The 17,816-nt window shown below is 44.4% G+C and carries 15 protein-coding genes, 7 tRNA genes and 1 pseudogene; 16 read left to right on the forward strand and 7 right to left on the reverse strand.

The window, feature by feature from the left end; all coding sequences use genetic code 11:
- Window positions 1-18 precede the first annotated feature (18 nt).
- The 6 genes and pseudogenes from SPUTW3181_RS22255 to miaB form a co-directional block, all read right to left on the reverse strand.
- Window positions 19-522 (reverse strand): annotated as a pseudogene (locus SPUTW3181_RS22255) (type II secretion system protein).
- A 10-nt stretch (window positions 523-532) separates the two neighbouring features.
- Window positions 533-2,089 carry an apolipoprotein N-acyltransferase gene (gene lnt / locus SPUTW3181_RS05380; protein WP_011788420.1) on the reverse strand — a complete coding sequence of 519 codons (1,557 nt, stop codon included), beginning with the start codon at window positions 2,087-2,089 and terminating at the stop codon, window positions 533-535.
- Between the two features lie 42 nt (window positions 2,090-2,131).
- On the reverse strand, window positions 2,132-3,007 hold the full coding sequence (gene corC / locus SPUTW3181_RS05385) for a CNNM family magnesium/cobalt transport protein CorC (protein ID WP_011788421.1): 876 nt from the start codon (window positions 3,005-3,007) through the stop codon (window positions 2,132-2,134).
- A gap of 39 nt (window positions 3,008-3,046) precedes the next feature.
- On the reverse strand, window positions 3,047-3,508 hold the full coding sequence (gene ybeY, locus SPUTW3181_RS05390; protein ID WP_011788422.1) for an rRNA maturation RNase YbeY: 462 nt from the start codon (window positions 3,506-3,508) through the stop codon (window positions 3,047-3,049).
- Complete coding sequence (locus tag SPUTW3181_RS05395; RefSeq protein ID WP_011788423.1) at window positions 3,498-4,547, reverse strand: PhoH family protein; 1,050 nt, start codon at window positions 4,545-4,547, stop codon at window positions 3,498-3,500. The genes ybeY and SPUTW3181_RS05395 overlap by 11 nt, the downstream gene beginning before the upstream one ends.
- 246 nt (window positions 4,548-4,793) lie before the next feature.
- On the reverse strand, window positions 4,794-6,218 hold the full coding sequence (gene miaB / locus SPUTW3181_RS05400) for a tRNA (N6-isopentenyl adenosine(37)-C2)-methylthiotransferase MiaB (RefSeq protein WP_011788424.1): 1,425 nt from the start codon (window positions 6,216-6,218) through the stop codon (window positions 4,794-4,796).
- Between the two features lie 465 nt (window positions 6,219-6,683).
- On the opposite strand from miaB, the gene SPUTW3181_RS05405 reads away from it, so the two are divergent.
- The 10 genes from SPUTW3181_RS05405 to SPUTW3181_RS05450 all read left to right on the forward strand — a co-directional run bounded on the left by SPUTW3181_RS05405 (window position 6,684) and on the right by SPUTW3181_RS05450 (window position 10,802).
- Window positions 6,684-7,820 (forward strand): FAD-dependent monooxygenase, encoded by a 1,137-nt coding sequence (locus SPUTW3181_RS05405; protein WP_413540239.1) that lies wholly within the window; start codon window positions 6,684-6,686, stop codon window positions 7,818-7,820.
- Window positions 7,821-7,964: 144 nt separating this feature from the next.
- Window positions 7,965-8,552: an aminoacyl-tRNA hydrolase gene (pth, locus tag SPUTW3181_RS05410; protein WP_011919752.1), complete on the forward strand. Its 588-nt coding sequence runs from the start codon at window positions 7,965-7,967 to the stop codon at window positions 8,550-8,552.
- A 134-nt stretch (window positions 8,553-8,686) separates the two neighbouring features.
- Window positions 8,687-9,778, forward strand: coding sequence for a redox-regulated ATPase YchF (ychF, locus tag SPUTW3181_RS05415; protein WP_011788427.1), 1,092 nt, complete (start codon window positions 8,687-8,689; stop codon window positions 9,776-9,778).
- A 208-nt stretch (window positions 9,779-9,986) separates the two neighbouring features.
- Window positions 9,987-10,063, forward strand: a tRNA-Met gene (locus SPUTW3181_RS05420).
- A 70-nt stretch (window positions 10,064-10,133) separates the two neighbouring features.
- Window positions 10,134-10,218: transfer RNA gene (locus SPUTW3181_RS05425), tRNA-Leu, on the forward strand.
- A gap of 48 nt (window positions 10,219-10,266) precedes the next feature.
- Window positions 10,267-10,341 (forward strand) — tRNA-Gln (locus SPUTW3181_RS05430).
- 22 nt (window positions 10,342-10,363) lie between these two features.
- Window positions 10,364-10,438, forward strand: a tRNA-Gln gene (locus tag SPUTW3181_RS05435).
- A 2-nt stretch (window positions 10,439-10,440) separates the two neighbouring features.
- Window positions 10,441-10,517 (forward strand) — tRNA-Met (locus SPUTW3181_RS05440).
- Window positions 10,518-10,599: 82 nt separating this feature from the next.
- Window positions 10,600-10,684 (forward strand) — tRNA-Leu (locus tag SPUTW3181_RS05445).
- Window positions 10,685-10,727: 43 nt separating this feature from the next.
- Window positions 10,728-10,802: transfer RNA gene (locus tag SPUTW3181_RS05450), tRNA-Gln, on the forward strand.
- A gap of 213 nt (window positions 10,803-11,015) precedes the next feature.
- Here SPUTW3181_RS05450 and SPUTW3181_RS05455 read toward each other — a convergent pair.
- Entirely contained in the window at window positions 11,016-11,720 is a 705-nt protein-coding gene (locus SPUTW3181_RS05455) for a hypothetical protein (RefSeq protein WP_014611124.1), read from the reverse strand.
- Window positions 11,721-12,118: 398 nt separating this feature from the next.
- Between SPUTW3181_RS05455 and SPUTW3181_RS05460 the strand changes: the two genes are divergently transcribed.
- From SPUTW3181_RS05460 to secD, 6 genes are all read left to right on the forward strand, one after another.
- A complete protein-coding gene (locus tag SPUTW3181_RS05460) occupies window positions 12,119-12,715 on the forward strand; it encodes a PepSY-associated TM helix domain-containing protein (RefSeq protein ID WP_041408025.1) in 597 nt (198 codons plus the stop codon).
- 15 nt (window positions 12,716-12,730) lie between these two features.
- Window positions 12,731-13,243, forward strand: a complete 513-nt coding sequence (locus SPUTW3181_RS05465; RefSeq protein ID WP_011788430.1) for a DUF2271 domain-containing protein — start codon at window positions 12,731-12,733, stop codon at window positions 13,241-13,243.
- A gap of 37 nt (window positions 13,244-13,280) precedes the next feature.
- On the forward strand, window positions 13,281-14,099 hold the full coding sequence (locus SPUTW3181_RS05470; protein WP_011788431.1) for a DUF4198 domain-containing protein: 819 nt from the start codon (window positions 13,281-13,283) through the stop codon (window positions 14,097-14,099).
- 299 nt (window positions 14,100-14,398) lie between these two features.
- Window positions 14,399-14,875, forward strand: a complete 477-nt coding sequence (gene greA, locus SPUTW3181_RS05475) for a transcription elongation factor GreA (RefSeq protein WP_011788432.1) — start codon at window positions 14,399-14,401, stop codon at window positions 14,873-14,875.
- Between the two features lie 353 nt (window positions 14,876-15,228).
- Window positions 15,229-15,774, forward strand: a complete 546-nt coding sequence (locus SPUTW3181_RS05480; RefSeq protein ID WP_011788433.1) for a hypothetical protein — start codon at window positions 15,229-15,231, stop codon at window positions 15,772-15,774.
- Window positions 15,775-15,999: 225 nt separating this feature from the next.
- A complete protein-coding gene (gene secD / locus SPUTW3181_RS05485; protein WP_011788434.1) occupies window positions 16,000-17,814 on the forward strand; it encodes a protein translocase subunit SecD in 1,815 nt (604 codons plus the stop codon).
- Window positions 17,815-17,816: the final 2 nt, after the last annotated feature.

Below are 17,816 nucleotides of genomic sequence, written 5' to 3' on the forward strand. Positions count from 1 at the left end.
AGGCAGATTATAAGCAGTTTAACAGCCTTGTAGATTGAGATCATACAGAGGTGGGGTATTGGCATCCGTTGCCTGAGTATAACGGAAATAACATTGATCATCATTCACTAATGTATTGTTGTTAAGATCGTAACCTATATAAGTGATATCAATCCCTTGATACTGAATAATGAGCTTATCATCTGATGTAATCCATTTTTCTACATCGGTATTATCAAGATAACCCCATTTAAGACGCGTCTCTGCCGTACCATCACCATCTAAATCGATATCAATAATATCGTCACGATTCACTACTGCTTGGCTCTTAAGGCTGGACATTTGGGTTTTAGAATAGACTAACGTGTTTGCCGTTTTGACACTGGCCTGAAGTTAGAGCAAGGTTTTCTCCCGAGCTTCTTTGCTTAAGCCAATAAATTTCGGTGCGGCGATTACCGTCAAAATACCAAGGACAATAATGACTATAACCAGTTCAATCAGGGTAAAGCCTGCCGTTTTTTTATTATTGACATTAAGGTACATAGTCTAAATCCTATCGTGCTTTGAAGCATCGTTGAAGGCCAAAAAGCACGAGTAAGCCACAGAGTATCAGCAGGGGATTTTGACCCATTTTAGCAAACCAGGTTTGGCCTGCGACCAGTGGAATAGTGGCACGCAACACGCCCGTTTCAAATTGAGGCAGCGCAGCGGTGATATTGCCATTTTCATCAACGACGGCGGTGACGCCATTATTGGTGGCGCGCACCAAAGGTCGGCCTAATTCAATGGCACGCATTTGGGCTATTTCCATATGTTGTAATGGACCATTTGAAGTACCAAACCAAGCATCGTTAGAGACAGTTAAGAGTAAATCGGTCCCTTGATTGACGCTATCGCGTAACTGCTCAGGGAAGGCGATTTCATAGCAAATAGCGGGTGCAACTTTATGTCCTAGGGCACTCAAATTAGGTTGTTGATATTCGCCTCTTGCAAAGGAAGACATGGGCAAATTAAAGAAAGGGGCAATCGGGCGCAGTAGTGTTTCAAAGGGCACAAACTCGCCAATTGGTAGTAGGTGATGTTTCTTAAATTGATTGCTGCCATCGCCCTCATAGTCAGGAGCGGTTTGTTGTTTCTGACTATGATTACCAAGCACGATTAATGAATTATAAAACTCATTATGTTGATGGCTAATAATGCCTGTGATGATCGAGGTGTCATTTAGGTTAGCGACTTTATTGGCATTATCTAAAAAGTCTTGCACCCTGGATTCAGGTGCTGGAATCGCCGCTTCGGGCCAAACAATAATGTCTGCATCAAAATGTTCGCGGGATAAATCCATGTATTTTAATAGCGTCGGCCACAGCGCTTCGGGTTCCCATTTCATACTTTGGGGAATATTGCCTTGTACTAATGCGACTTTAACTGTTTCACCCGTAGGATGAATTTCGGAAAGTTTGGGGGCGGTCCAAGCCGCCAATGCAATAATGGGGATTAAAAGTAATAAGCTTTTAAAGCGTTTAGCAAAACAAAGGGCTAAAGCACCTGACAATATAGCGATAAGAAAACTGAGTCCTAAAGCACCAATAATACTCGCAAGGGGTTTTAATGGGCCTTGGGTTTGAGAGTAACCTGCCCAAAGCCAAGGGAATCCTGTCATCACCCAACCTCTAGCCCATTCAGTCAAGGTCCAAAGGGCAGGGAACAGAGCAAGATTACGCCAAAATGGGTTGATTTTACCCTGACTCAGCCACGAGAGCGCGCATCCTGTTATTGCGGGATATAAGGATAAATACAAGGCTAATAAGGCCATCAAGCCGATGGAGGCGATAAGCGGCATACCACCAAAGGTATCAATGCTCACATGCACCCAACTGATCCCGACAGCAAAACAGCCAAATCCAAAGCTTAACCAATAGTAAAAGTTCGCTTTAGGGCTTAAGGATTCACTCTGCCAAAGGGCTAACGCCATGGCAAATGGATAGATTATCCAAAGGGAGTAAGGCGCAAAGGAAAGCGCCGTACTGGCGCCTAAAATAAACGCCAGTACGAGTCGTAACGCACTCAGTCGGGACTTTTGTTGGGCAAAAGCCCGAATGTTAGTTAGCACGGATCATTCTTCTTACACGGAGAGTTATTTTTACGCAGAGAGTTATTCTACGTCTTCGCCAATATTAGGATCGGGGAGTTTAACTCTGAGTTGGATTAAACGCCTAGTGTCAGCATTGATAACTTTAAATTCAATGCCTTCAATTATGATACTTTCGTTACGCTCTGGCAGATGGCCGAAGGCATGGGAGACTAAGCCACCGACAGTATCAAATTCTTCATCGCTGAAATCAGTATTGAACTCTTCGTTAAAATCTTCAATTGGCGTTAAAGCCTTTACCATATAAACCGTATTGCCGACTTTGCGGATCTCGGTTTCTTCGGCGCTATCGTGGTCGAACTCATCTTCAATCTCACCGACGATTTCTTCCAGAATATCTTCGATGGTTACAAGTCCAGATACGCCGCCGTACTCATCGACAACAATCGCCATATGGTAGCGTTGTGAACGGAATTCTTTAAGCAACACATCGACGCGCTTGCTTTCTGGTACAACCACAGCGGGACGGATCACGCGGCTGAGGGAAAACGGCTCATCACTGTTTGAGAAACCGTATGGGATCAAATCTTTAGCAAGTAAGATACCTTCGATATGATCTTTATCTTCATTGACGACAGGGAAGCGCGAGTGGCCTGAACCGATAACGGTTGAGAGCAATTCTTCTACAGTGTTATCGATTTGTATTGCAACAATTTGCGCTCTTGGGATCATAATATCCCGAACACGCATATCAGAAACTTCTAATACACCTTTGATCATTTCGCGGGTATCTTGGGTGATCAAATCGCGCTGCTCCGCACCATCAATCACATCCACTAGATCTTCACGATTTTGAGGTTCGCCCTGGAATAACTGACTTACTCTATCAAACCAGCCTTTCTTATGGGCGTTCGTACTCGGGGGGATATCGTCACTCATAGTTTTCTCATTAACCTCGACAGATCTTATCTTAGTTAATTATTGTTCCTTGTATGGATTGGTAAAACCTAAGCTTTCAATGAGTTGAGTCTCCAACGACTCCATCTCTTCAGCTTCTTCATCTTCAATGTGATCATACCCTAGCAGATGCAAGCAACCATGTACAACCATGTGTGCCCAGTGGGCTTCTAGGGTTTTATTTTGCTCACGGGCTTCATTTTCAACGACTGCGGCGCAAATGACAAGATCCCCAAGCAAAGGAAGTTCAATTTCTGCTGGTGCTTCAAAGGGGAATGACAGTACGTTGGTCGGTTTATCTTTGCCGCGGTAAGTACTGTTTAGCATTTGGCTTTCACGGCTATCGACAATGCGAATTGTTAATTCAGCCCTATCCATACCGTTGCCAATCGCTGTTTTTGCCCAAAGCATAAGCTGCTCTTCTGTGGGCAGCCAATCACTTGTTGTTGCATATTGGACATCTAATGCTAGCTCAAGACTCATGTTTTAATGCTTCCTGCTGCAGTTGTTGGTAGTGGCTTTCTTTCTTTGCTTTTAAGGCTTGCTCTTTTTGCTCGAAGGCCTCGTAGGCTTCAACAATCCGTGCTACCACAGGGTGACGCACAACGTCTTGGGAGACAAAAAAGTTAAAGCTGATTTCTTCGACTTGGCTTAACACTTCAATTGCGTGGCGCAGTCCCGACTTAATATGTTTAGGTAAGTCAGTTTGAGTGATGTCGCCCGTGATCACCGCACGAGAGTTAAAACCGATGCGGGTTAAGAACATTTTCATTTGTTCTATGGTGGTATTTTGGCTTTCGTCGAGAATGATAAAGGCATCGTTTAAGGTACGACCGCGCATATAGGCAAGTGGCGCCACTTCAATTACATTTTTCTCGATTAAGCGTTCTACTTTTTCAAAGCCGAGCATTTCAAACAACGCATCGTATAGTGGGCGTAAATAAGGATCGACCTTTTGACTTAAGTCACCGGGTAAGAAGCCGAGTTTTTCACCCGCTTCAACCGCAGGGCGAGTGAGTAAAATACGGCGCACTTCTTGGCGCTCCAATGCATCGACTGCGGCTGCAACCGCAAGGTAGGTTTTGCCTGTACCTGCAGGCCCAATCCCAAAGGTAATGTCATGGCGCACAATATTTGCCACATAAGCGCTTTGGTTTGGATTGCGCGGTTTAATCACACCGCGGCGGGTTTTAATCTGCAGGGCTTTATCGTCACCGCTGTCATCCTGTTCAAGGGAAATGGCCTCTTGAATGGCAATGTGGACTTGCTCTGGCTCGAGATCTGGCGTACTACCTTTTACAGTCTGGGTTTCGATATAAAGTTGCTTAAGTAAGTTATTAGCACTTAGACAATTTCGTGGTAATCCAGTGATTTGAAAGTGGTTGTTTTTTCTAACGATCTCTACGCCTACGCGACGTTCTATCTGTTTGATATTGTCATCGAATGGGCCGCAAAGTGATGCCAAACGGCGTGTTTCTGCAGGTTCGAGATACAGATTCATTGTGGTTAATTTACTGGACAAATAGCACTCCCAATAGCAAATAAGAAAGTAAGGTACGAGGTTGGTTAACCATTGCAATACAATTTCAGTTTACGAGCCATAGCCGATAATTGCTAACGGAAAATAGCAATTGCCTCGGTAGACTTAAACAAAAGTGTGTAAAAGCAAAAGGGCGACTAAGTCGCCCTTCTTTATTATACCCAAGCTACCTGAATCCTTTATCTTCAGGTTGTTTGGGTATATGTACTGTTTCATCCAATGTAAAGCTTATGGCTTAAATTGAGTCACACCCAGTTCATCATCTTGCTTGCGCTTGGCCAAAATTTCAGCAGGGCGCAGGCTACGACGCAGATCCATTTCATCTTCACCACGGATAAACTTACCGCGTAATGAATTAGTGTAAACGTCGACGATTTCGACATCCACAAAGGTACCTATGTGTTTAGGCAAACCTTCAAAGTTCACTACCCGATTGTTTTCAGTACGGCCGCGTAGTTCCATTGGGTTTTTTACCGATGGACCTTCTACCAGAATACGTTGCACCGTGCCCATCATATGGCGGCTATAACGCATGGCTTGCTGGGTGATACGGTCTTGCAGAATGGCCAGACGCTGTTTTTTCTCTTCCATATCGACATTATCGGGTAAGTCTGCCGCTGGCGTACCCGGACGTGCGCTGTAGATAAAACTAAAGCTGTGGTCAAAACCGATTTCTTCAATCAGCTTCATAGTATCGGCAAAATCTTCCTTGGTTTCGCCAGGGAAGCCAATGATAAAATCTGAGCTGATTTGAATACCTTCACGGGCTTTACGTAGGCGGCGGATGATAGACTTATATTCAATCGCCATATGGCCGCGTTTCATTGCCGTGAGAATACGGTCAGAACCCGATTGTACTGGTAAGTGCAAGAAGCTCACAAGCTCAGGGGTATCTTCGTAAACGTCGATAATATCCTGTGTAAACTCAATAGGGTGACTGGTTGTAAAACGGATACGGTCGATACCGTCAATTGCTGCAACAAAACGCAGTAATTCCGCAAAGCTACAAATTGAACCATCGTGAGTCGCACCGCGATAGGCATTCACGTTTTGGCCGAGTAGATTGACTTCACGCACTCCTTGCTCTGCTAATTGGGCGATTTCAAGAATGATATCATCCAGTGGACGGCTGACTTCTTCACCGCGAGTATAGGGTACCACGCAGAATGAGCAGTATTTGCTGCAACCTTCCATGATAGACACAAACGCCGTTGGGCCTTCGGCGCGTGGCTCTGGAAGACGGTCAAATTTTTCGATTTCAGGGAAGCTGATATCGATAACGGCTTTGTCACCGCGGCGTACTTGCTCGATCATATCGGGCAAACGGTGCAAGGTTTGTGGACCAAAGATAATGTCGACGCATTGTGCTCTGTCTTTAATGGCTTTACCTTCTTGCGAGGCAACGCAACCACCCACACCAATGATCAAATTGGGATTTTTATCTTTAAGTGTCTTCCAGCGCCCTAGTTGGTGAAACACTTTTTCCTGCGCTTTTTCACGGATAGAACAAGTGTTGAGCAGGAGAATGTCGGCTTCAGACGCATCTTCAGTCAAGGTGTAACCTTGATATTCGCCTAACAGATCAGCCATCTTGGATGAGTCATACTCATTCATTTGACAGCCCCAAGTTTTAATATGGAGTTTCTTACTCATCAGTTGTATCGCCCTAAGATGCCCAGTAAAAATAGCGCGACATTTTACCTGCAGTTATAGCTGCTGACCAGCTTTGTCCGCACTTTTACCTGTTCGCTTTTATTGTTTTGGGTACCCACATTAATGGTAGGTTTTTACTGGCGTTGTTACCAATAGTGACTAATGCCGCGGATAGGTTGGGCATTAACCATTATCATCAAGCAGTTGCACACTTGAATGCTCATGTTATCTTGAATTTAGGTGCGAAAGATGCTGAACATTTCCGTGATATCTTGATATAAGGCATAATCGACATGCTTTGATACTCTGTCCAACATTTTCTAGCCGTATTGGACACAAATATAAAGAAGGGAATAAACCGTGGTCACTAAGATGAGCGAGACTAAACATGCAGTTACACAGGTCGTGTCCGATACACACTGTGGCGATGTGATCCTATTTGATGTCATTTTAGTGGGTGGGGGGATGGTCGGTGCCGCTACCGCAATTGGACTGGCACAAATGGGGCTGAAAGTCGCGGTCATAGAGTCTTTGGTGCCAGAGGCTTATCATGCCGAACAGCCGTTAGATGTTCGTGTATCTGCTATTAGTGTGGCTTCTGAAGCATTACTTGAACGCTTAGGTGCTATGGACACGTTGCTTAAAATGCGTAACGCGCCTTATCTAGGCTTAGAAACTTGGGAGCTCGATGGCTGCATCACCCAATTCCACAGTTCACAAATTGGCGCCAGCCATTTAGGCCATATAGTAGAAAACCGTTTAATCCAACTTGCCCTGTGGCAACAAATGGCCCAATTGAATAGCATCACGTTATTTTGTCCCGATAAAGTGACTGCGTTTGCTCAAGAAGCTGATGGCGTGAGTGTGTGCTTACAATCAAGTGTTAAACTTGTGGCTAAGTTATTGGTTGGGGCTGATGGTGCAAACTCACAGGTCCGCCAGTGGGCGGGAATTGGTATTTCAGGTTGGGATTATGCTCAATCGGCCATGCTGATCAATATCAAGACTGCGCAGGGGCAGCAGGATGTGACTTGGCAGCAGTTTACGCCTAAAGGGCCACGTTCTTTATTACCTCTGCCAGGGAATAACGCTTCGCTGGTGTGGTACGACGATGCCAATCGAATTAAACAGTTAATGCAGCTTAATCACAAACAGCTCGCAGAGCAGATAAGAGTGCATTTCCCTGCGCGTTTGGACGCTGATTTCACCGTTGAGAATAAAGGCAGTTTTGGCCTCACTCGTCGCCATGCTCAGCGCTATTATGCTAATAATGTGGTGATTCTAGGGGATGCCGCCCATACCATTAATCCGCTAGCGGGCCAAGGTGTTAATCTTGGTTTTAAAGATGTTGAAGCACTTTTAGCGGTAATAAAAGAGGCGTTAGCTCAAGATCAATCTTGGTGGAACCAGACGGTTCTTGCTCAATATGAACGTCAGCGTTACCGCGATAACCAATTAATGATGACGACTATGGACATGTTTTACGCAGGATTTAGTAACGATATTTTGCCGCTTAAACTGTTACGTAATGGCGCGTTAAAGCTGGCTAACATCAATTCACCCATCAAAAAAATCGTACTTAAATACGCTATGGGGCTTTAGTTATTTGGCTTTTCCCCAACAGAAGTACACGGCATTTGTTGACTTTGGCTTTGAGTGCTAAAATGCCGCGTTTTTAGCAGCTATGGCCAGCACTGATGATATTTTATGCTGGTTGCCATCGACCAAATAACGATTTTGAGTGTCATGAGCGAAATAAAATTAATAGTGGGCCTTGCTAATCCGGGGGCCGAATATGCTCAGACCCGCCATAATGCGGGCGCTTGGTATGTTCAAGAGTTAGCTCGAATTTGCGGCGTAACATTAGTCCCTGACAGCAAATATTTTGGCTTAACCGCCAGAGCGGTACTACAGGGTAAAGATGTTCGCTTGTTGATCCCAACGACGTATATGAACTTAAGTGGTAAAGCCGTAGGTGCTTTGGCTAATTTTTTTCGTATCACGCCTGAAGAAATTTTAGTCGCCCACGATGAGCTTGATATGCCGCCTGGTGTCGCTAAATTTAAGTTGGGTGGTGGCCATGGCGGCCACAATGGTTTAAAGGATATTATTGCTAAATTGGCTAACGATAAAAATTTTTATCGTTTACGCATAGGTATTGGTCACCCCGGCGATAAAAACCAAGTCAGTGGTTACGTACTCGGTAAAGCACCTGCGAAAGAGCAAGAGCTTATTGAGGCCGCTATTGATGAGGCGGTACGTTCCACTGAAATTTTATATAAAGAAAACATGGTTAAAGCCATGACTAGATTACACTCCTTCAAAGCGGAGTAGAGTGATATTTGGCAAAATGCCGAATGTCACTATAACAGTTTTATGATTCAGTCATGTGTTGCCATTGGGTAGCACAACTAAAACTCGCTGGTGAGTGTGACTTGCTAGCTAATAATTGAGAGAAAGGTAAGCATATGGGTTTTAAATGCGGCATTGTTGGTCTTCCTAACGTAGGCAAATCAACGCTTTTTAATGCGTTAACTAAGGCTGGCATCGAAGCGGCTAACTTCCCGTTTTGTACTATTGAACCTAACACGGGTGTGGTACCTGTGCCAGATCCACGTTTGGATGCGTTAGCTGCAATTGTCAATCCCCAACGTGTATTGCCAACAACGATGGAGTTTGTGGATATCGCAGGCTTAGTTGCTGGCGCATCTAAAGGCGAAGGTTTAGGTAACAAGTTCTTAGCTAACATCCGTGAAACCGATGCAATCGGTCATGTTGTGCGCTGTTTTGATGATGACAACATTGTTCACGTGGCCAATAAGGTTGATCCTGCGGGCGATATTGAAGTGATTAACACTGAATTAGCCTTGGCTGACTTAGACAGTTTAGAGCGTGCCGTTCTGCGTCAGCAAAAACGGGCTAAAGGTGGCGATAAAGACGCTAAGTTTGAAGTGGAAGTATTAGAAAAAATGCGTCCAGTGCTCGATGAAGCCAAAATGTTGCGTTCAATGGATTTATCAAAAGAAGAATTGGAAGCCGTTGCTTACCTTAACTTCTTAACCTTAAAACCGACAATGTACATTGCCAACGTGGCGGAAGATGGTTTTGAAAATAACCCGCATTTAGATGCAGTTCGCGCCATTGCGGCGACAGAAAATGCCATTGTTGTTGCCGTGTGTGCGGCGATTGAATCTGAACTGGCTGAGATGGAAATCGAGGAGCGCGATGAGTTTATGGCCGATCTTGGGTTAGAAGAGCCAGGTTTAGATCGCGTTATTCGTGCGGGATACCAGTTACTTAATCTGCAAACGTACTTTACTGCTGGCGTAAAAGAGGTTCGCGCTTGGACTATTCCTGTAGGAGCGAGTGCTCCACAAGCTGCGGGCGTTATTCATACTGACTTTGAACGTGGCTTTATTCGTGCGCAGGTGATGGCGTTTGAAGACTTCATTACCTACAAAGGGGAAGCTGGTGCCAAAGAAGCGGGCAAACTACGCGTTGAAGGTAAAACTTATATCGTGAAAGATGGCGATGTTATGCATTTCTTGTTTAACGTATAAGCACGATTATTCAATGGCTAAGCATTCGTAAATTAGACTAGATAAGGGCAATAGGGCGCAATTTAGCGTATCTGTTGCTCAGTTTGGTGAAGTAATAGCCGAATAGCTTAAGCTAAGGGAAATAGCGAAAAAAAGCTGTTGACCTAGATAGATCGAATAAGCATAATACGCCCCGTTCCTCGCTACGAGGGGCGTGCAATACCGAAGTGGCAATGTAGCTCAGCTGGTTAGAGCACAGCACTCATAATGCTGGGGTCGCAGGTTCAAGTCCCGCCATTGCTACCATCTTTTAAAGATGAGGTTATTGCTACTAGGTAGTTGCTAGCATCCTTTCAAGATGTAAAATTGAGACTGTGCGGGAATGGTGAAATTGGTAGACACGCCAGATTTAGGTTCTGGTGCCGAAAGGTGTGAGAGTTCAAGTCTCTCTTCCCGTACCATTATTTAAAAGACATCGGCGATAGCGGATGTTTGAAACAGAGTTTAGTTGGGGTATCGCCAAGCGGTAAGGCACCGGGTTTTGATCTCGGCATCCCTAGGTTCGAATCCTAGTACCCCAGCCATTTTTTAGTTTCTTAAGTTGTTTGGGGTATCGCCAAGCGGTAAGGCACCGGGTTTTGATCTCGGCATCCCTAGGTTCGAATCCTAGTACCCCAGCCATTGGCAATGTAGCTCAGCTGGTTAGAGCACAGCACTCATAATGCTGGGGTCGCAGGTTCAAGTCCCGCCATTGCTACCATATTTAATCCATGTTAAATCTTTTGATTTATCTGGGAAAAATCCAGAGCTGTTTTTATGAGCATTTTTGGTACATTTTTGATGCGGGAATGGTGAAATTGGTAGACACGCCAGATTTAGGTTCTGGTGCCGCGAGGTGTGAGAGTTCAAGTCTCTCTTCCCGTACCATCAAAATGTCATCTTCGAGAGAAGATAAAAGTAAAAAGTTTATTGGGGTATCGCCAAGTGGTAAGGCACCGGGTTTTGATCTCGGCATCCCTAGGTTCGAATCCTAGTACCCCAGCCATAATAAAAAGCCCGTCCTATGACGGGCTTTTTGCTTTCTGAGTTTCAATATCCGCTATTATTCCCACTTTCTCTTCTGCAATGATCTTTATCTTTACTCTGTATAATACTTTTTTAAATTCAGTAGATTAACTTTATTGAGTGGAAGTTAAAGAATTCATAAACAGTGTTTATACCAGCGTGGCCCATGAATAGGCCACTCTGGTTGTTATATTTACTGTTTTTTTACTTCAGGTATAACAGGTTGCGTTATTTCTGCTGGAACAATTGGAGCGGTTATCGTGGTTGCGGCTTCTGTTACTGGAGTTGTAATGACTGCGTCTTGAACTGCCTTAACATCCCCAGTTGCTAATGCTTTGGTTGCATTAAGTTCAGCAGGGCTTACATCTAGTTGCTGTTGTACTTGATTTGTGCCTGCTTCAATCACTTTTTGCTGCAGTTTTTGCGGATCGGTATAGTCGGCGAGTTCTTTTGGCCAACTAGGAACGAGTTTCTCAGCCTGATCCGTAAACTGCTCAGAGATAATTTTGGGTGAGCCACCGGTTAGCAGCATCACTGCCATTTGGTTAGTATCCGAGTTCCATACAAATCCGGCTTTCTCGGCCATTTCTGGTACAGGGGTGTAAGTGGATACAAGGTAAAATAACGGCCCTTCTTGCTGTATTTTATCTGCTGTTTTTAACAGTGACACGGTTGTTTCATACTTATCACCTAAGAGTGACTTCATACGATCTTTAATCAATGGCTGTTCAAACAGTCCGACATCATTAGGGTTTAAACCGACAAGGGGTTTAAGTAATGCCCACATCAATTGACCTTGAGGTGACATTAATAAGAGGGGGGCGACACAGGCATTAAGCATCATTGCGAGCAAAACAATGTGTAGGCAACGCAGTTTTTTGAGCAGAGATGTACTCAAGATAAATTTTCCTTTGGAAGTACCAGCAAGTCACCGGCGGCGGAATTGTAGCCGATTCTGACGGGGTAAACGAGAGGTGATAAAGGTAAATTTTAACATTCTGAAATGGTGATAATGTTGATTTAATGGCCTCTTAAGATGGCTATTTTTACAGATGTTGCATGGAGTGAGTTTGAAGAGGGCTATTCTTAACAATTAAATCAACCAACTGTGAAAAAGTGGTTTTTCAGTACTCAATATGTAAAGTTTGTAAACTTGGTACTGTTTGATAATAAATATCATTTAATCTTCGGGCCATTAATTTTGTTTAATGCAATCGTAAACCCTGTTGCGTAATAAAGGCTGATATTGAAGTTTTGAGGTTCAATTCAATATGGTCTCTTTTAGAGAATGTGTCATTGAAATTAAAAGTCAGTAAGTCATCGTTATCCTATGCCCGTATTATCCATGTTTATGTTTCTATGGCGTTATTATTGCTGATGCTGTTTTTCGCGGTAACAGGAATAACATTAAACCATCCAAATTGGTTTTCAGGAGCAGATCAGGAGCCTTTGCGTGAGCAAGTTGCAATTCCTAGTTATTTACTCCCTGTCGATGCGCAAGATCCACAGTGGCGTTTAGCCGCTGGGCATTGGCTAAAAAGTGAATGGGCGATGGATATCGTGAGCGCTGATATCAGTGAAGATGAAATTAGCCTCGTCAATAAAGGGCCTGGAACCTATCGCAGTGTGACACTGGATTTACTTGATGCAAAAGCCTATGTCGAAAGCATTGATTATGGTGTTGTGGCGGTACTCAATGATTTGCATAAGGGGCGAAACACCGGGACCGTTTGGGCTTGGATACTCGATCTGAGTGCAGTGCTCATTATCTTATTTTCGCTGACGGGGGCTTACCTTTTGCTTCCACAAACAAAACGTCTTAAAAAATCATTGCTATACATGGTGTTAGTCAGCGGAAGCTGCGGACTTGTGTATGTTTATTTTGTTCCATAAGGAGTGTAGGCGAGTATGCGTTATCTTATTTGCACCATTGCAGCCAGTGCAATGTTAATGAGCTCAGCGGCATTTGCTGCGCCGAAAATGACAGTTGATTTGACTTTACCTGAAATTACCGAAGGGCAATACCATAGGCCTTATGTTGCTGTATGGGTTGAAAACGCCCAAGGGCAACCTGTTAAAACCTTAAGTCTATGGGTATGGAATGAAGGGTATAAATGGCTAAAAGATATCCGTCGCTGGTGGCGTAAAGCGGGGCGTGAAGATATGAGTTTTGTGGATGGTATCGCGTCAGCTACCCGTCCAGCAGGCCGATACAAAATTGATTGGGATCTAAAAGATGACGCTGGTAAATCCATAGAACTTGGTACTTACACACTCTTTGTTGAAGTGGTGCGTGAGCATGGGGGGCGTGATTTAGTGCGTCAAAATATTGATTTGAGCGCGGGGGACTTTTCGGTACAGATCCCTGCAACAACTGAAACTGGCATTATCGATATCCGCTTAAGCGGAATGACTCGCTAAGCTCGCTATAGTTGATTGTTTAACTTAAGGAAAAAATATGAAATTACGTCTGATTGCATTATTCACCTCGCTCTGCATTAGCCCTTTGGCAAGCAGCCATGACAGATGGATTCTACCTAGCCATTTTAATGTTTCCGCCGAAAGCCAAGAGGCTGTGTGGATCACTTCCGATGTGTCGGCCAGTAATCAAGTTTTTATGATGGATAAACCTTATACTGCCAGCGATGTAAGGGTATTACAGCCCAACGGAAAATCAACGTCTCCAAGCTCAAGTTACACTGGAGGGCGTAAATCGGTGTTCGATGTGCAGTTAACACAAGATGGTACCTATAAGTTTGAAAAAGAAGTATCTCCGCGTTATTTTTCTCAATATAAAGTCAAGGGAAAGGAGGGCGTTGTCCGTAGTCGCTTAGATAAAAAATCAACGGCAGCGGCTATGCCTAAAGGGGCCTATGATCTTGAAAGTGCCTTAAATGTGTCGCGGGTTGAAACCTACGTAACACGTAATAAGCCAACCGATGAAGTGTTAAAGCCTAAAGGCGAGTTTTTAGAGCTAGTGCCTGTAACCCATCCTGCAGATATCGTTGAAAATGAAGCCGCTATATTGCAATTTGTTTTCGATGGTAAGCCTGTTGAAGGCGTAAAAGTCGCCATTATGAAAGACGGTAGCTTATATCGTAACAAGCCAGAAGAAATCGAATTCACCTCAGATAAAGAAGGTAAAATTTCAATGACCTTACCTTCAGCGGGACGTTATCTCTTACATGCGGCGATTGAGCGCCCGAATTCAGATAAATCCCTTGCTGATAAAACCGTAAGCGAAATATTTTTAACCTTCGAGGCGGGGCTTGAATAGGCGGGTTAACTGCTATTTGAGGTTTAAATTTTAAGTATTTATGCCCACTCTCTTAATGGCGAGTGGGCATTTTTTATTGCCATTCCATACTAAAATTTGTGCGAAACTTCCCTAGATATACAGATTTGAATTTCAATGCTGGTAACTCTGCTTCAGGTTGGGTAAGCTGCGTCAACGCATCGTTCTTGATGCATCAAAAGCGCATAACGATTAGAATAGCGCAATTCCACCTTCATTTGACTGTGCTGACCTCAGCGTTGGCACGGGTTGCTTTTGTTTTAAAGGAGACGAAAGAAGTTATGACTAAGGTTCCTATGACAGTTGTCGGTGCAGAGCAGCTGCGTAAAGAGTTAGATATTCTCAAGTTTGAGCGTCGCCCAAAAATCACTGAAGCGATTGCCTCAGCCAGAGAATTAGGTGACCTAAAAGAAAATGCGGAATATCATGCGGCCCGTGAAGAGCAGGGTATTTGTGAAGCCCGTATTCGGGATATTGAGGGAAAACTCTCTAATGCGCAGATCATCGATGTGACTAAGATGGTGAATAACGGCCGGATTATTTTTGGCGCCACAGTCACCATTTTAAACCTAGATACCGATGCTGAAGTGACTTATCGTATCGTCGGTGACGATGAAGCTAATATTAAAGAGAATCTGATTTCGGTTAATTCACCTATTGCCCGTGGTCTTGTGGGTAAAAATGAAGGTGATGAGGTCTCTATTACCACTCCAGGCGGAGTAACCGATTACGAAATCATCTCCGTACAATATATATAGCCTGCTTAACATACTTGAGTGTGGCTCGTTGCTGTTCTCAAACCGCCTTTGGGCGGTTTTTGTTATCCGCTAGTTAAAGTGTGTATCTTTGTTTAGGACTTGAACTGGCACCTTCATCCATGGCTTTGGTCAAGAATAAATAGATAAGATGGATAAAGATTAATTTGTCTCTTGGTCAGTTTTTACTTAAGCTGCAAAGCTCGCGATATCAACATTAGCATATAGATATATTGTTGATTTTGCGTATTTAGAACCACTTTTTTCATCATCAGCTAAAATGTTATTTTAATTTTAATGATTTTTCTTGTGTTTTAAGAGGGCAAGCTTTGGTAAAGCATTGGTGGACGGGATTGATGTTAGTTTGCGTGGCGATCATGTTGATTGCCCACTCGGCTGCCAATATTCAAAAAACCTATGTGCAGCGCAGTGATGCAACTCACCAGCATGTTTTGATGCAGCATGTATCAACACACAATCTAAAACCAAACACTGCTCCTCATCGCCCTTCAGATACAAGCCCCATAGCCCTATCTAATGCGCAAACTGTTGAAAACTGCAGTTCATTGAATACTCATGATATTAATCTAGCCAGCGCAAATTTGGCATCCTTGCCATCACCTTGTCCGAGTTCTGATTATGTTAGCCATTCGGACGACTTAGATTTTGCCCCCATAAATTCGGCGCGATTTATCAGTCTTGCCCAGCACGATGTGCGAGAGGTCAAGCCGGAATATTTGCTCGCACTGGATTTTACTTCAGAATCCGCGCCTAATATCGTGGAATTGCCCAAGCTTGATATCACATCCGATTGGACGCTTTCGGCTGTATCTTCCCCTGCGCGAATCTCGGGTTGGAAAGTCTCAAATCTTCAATATCGATTTAGCCAACAAGCCGCTTAATTCGCCTATTTAGGTGTGCCATCAACTGGAGTCTGCTCCCGTTGAGCTTGCATGCCATTGCATTTTTGTTCTCACCGAAACTTTTGTTTGTGGCTAAATAGGGCGTGATGACTTGAGCCTTACGAGCTTAGCTGCTGGTACTTAATAACATGTTTCGGACTGATATCAATATGTTCGTTTAGCGATTTGACTCAAATGCTGAGCGATAAATAGCGAGTTAATCCCATGGAAAGAAAACCCAATCAACGGCTGTTAAATCACTATTCAGCCTGGAAATACGTAGTCTTGGTTGTTACTCTCATTGTGATGTTATTCAGTGCCTTGCCAACATTTTATGGTGAGGATGCCGCAGTGCAAGTGGGCGCGAAGGCGGGGTTAACACTCGCGCCTGTTGCCCTTCGAGATAAGCTGCAAGCTGAAGGCGTGACGGTAAAACGTATCGACCAAAAGAATGGTGAAACCTTAATTGTCCTCGATGAGGATAGCCAACAAACCTTAGTCAAAACTTTGGTTTCTTCTATGGTGACAGAGCCAAAAGAGTTGACTTTATCCCTTGCCAGTGCGGCGCCAAGTTGGTTACAAAACTTAGGCTTTCAGCCGATTAAGCTGGGGCTCGATTTACGCGGTGGCGTACAGTTCTTACTCGATGTGGATGTTGAACCTGTGTATCAAACTCAGGCAGAAGCACTTGTCGATTCACTACGCCAATTTATCCGTGAGCAGAACATTCGTGGCGCTAGCGTGCATTTGGATCAAAGCAGCCAGTTGAATGTAACCTTGCCTGATAATGATGCTCGCGCGGCCGTGCGTCAGATGATGAAACAGTCCTATCCCAATTGGCAGTCATCTAATGCAGATGATGCTGGTTTACAGATTAAGTTGAGCCAAGAAGAACAAACGAAATTGCGTAATTTAACCGTGCAGCAAAACCTGCAGGTTATGCGTAGTCGTATTGAAGAACTTGGCATCACTGAAGCCTTAGTGCAGCGCCAAGGCGAGCACCGAATTCGGATTGAATTGCCTGGAGTACAAGATCCTGCCGCCGCTAAAAACGTGATTGGTGCTACAGCGAGCTTGGCTTTCTTCGAGGTGAAAGAGTCTGGCTCTGTGAATGCTATGGTACTTAAAGATAAGTCAGGTAATTCGGTTTATGTTGGTCGCACACCAGTGCTGGGTGGCGATCATATTGTCGATGCGAGGGCAAGCATAGGCGAGATGGGTATGGCCGAGGTGAACATAAATCTTGACCGTGTCGGCGGGCAGAAAATGTCCGAGTTTTCCCGTACCAATATTGGTAAGCCTATGGCGACGTCTTACAGTGAATACAGCCGTGATGAGCAAGGTAAAGCCAAGCAAACTCAAGAAATTATCAGCGTCGCGACCATTCAATCTCAGCTTGGGGATCGTTTTCGCATCACTGGTGCGGGCACCTACCAAGAAGCACAACAATTAGCTCTGTTACTGCGAGCGGGTTCTATGACGGCGCCTGTGACTATCGTTGAGGAGCGCACCATTGGTCCGACATTAGGTGCTGAAAACATTGAAAACGGTTTTGCCGCGCTCGGTTTGGGTATGGGTATTACCTTGTTGTTTATGGCGCTTTGGTATCGCCGTCTCGGTTGGGTGGCAAATATTGCACTGATTAGCAATATGGTGATCCTGTTTGGTTTACTGGCGCTTATCCCTGGCGCTGTATTGACCTTACCCGGTATTGCCGGCCTAGTGTTAACTGTGGGTATGGCGGTTGATACTAACGTGCTGATTTTCGAGCGGATAAAAGATAAGTTAAAAGAAGGTCGCAGTTTCGCGCTGGCGATTGATACTGGGTTTGATAGCGCATTTTCTACCATTTTCGACGCTAACTTCACCACGATGATCACCGCTGTTGTGCTTTATTCCATTGGTAACGGTCCGATCCAAGGTTTTGCCTTGACCTTAGGTCTAGGTCTATTGACCAGCATGTTTACCGGTATCTTTGCTTCAAGGGCCTTGATCAACTTAGTTTATGGACGTGATGCTAGCCGTCATGTGAGGGTATAACC

The sequence above is a fragment of the Shewanella sp. W3-18-1 genome (genome assembly GCF_000015185.1).
Classification (GTDB): Bacteria; Pseudomonadota; Gammaproteobacteria; order Enterobacterales; family Shewanellaceae; genus Shewanella; species Shewanella putrefaciens.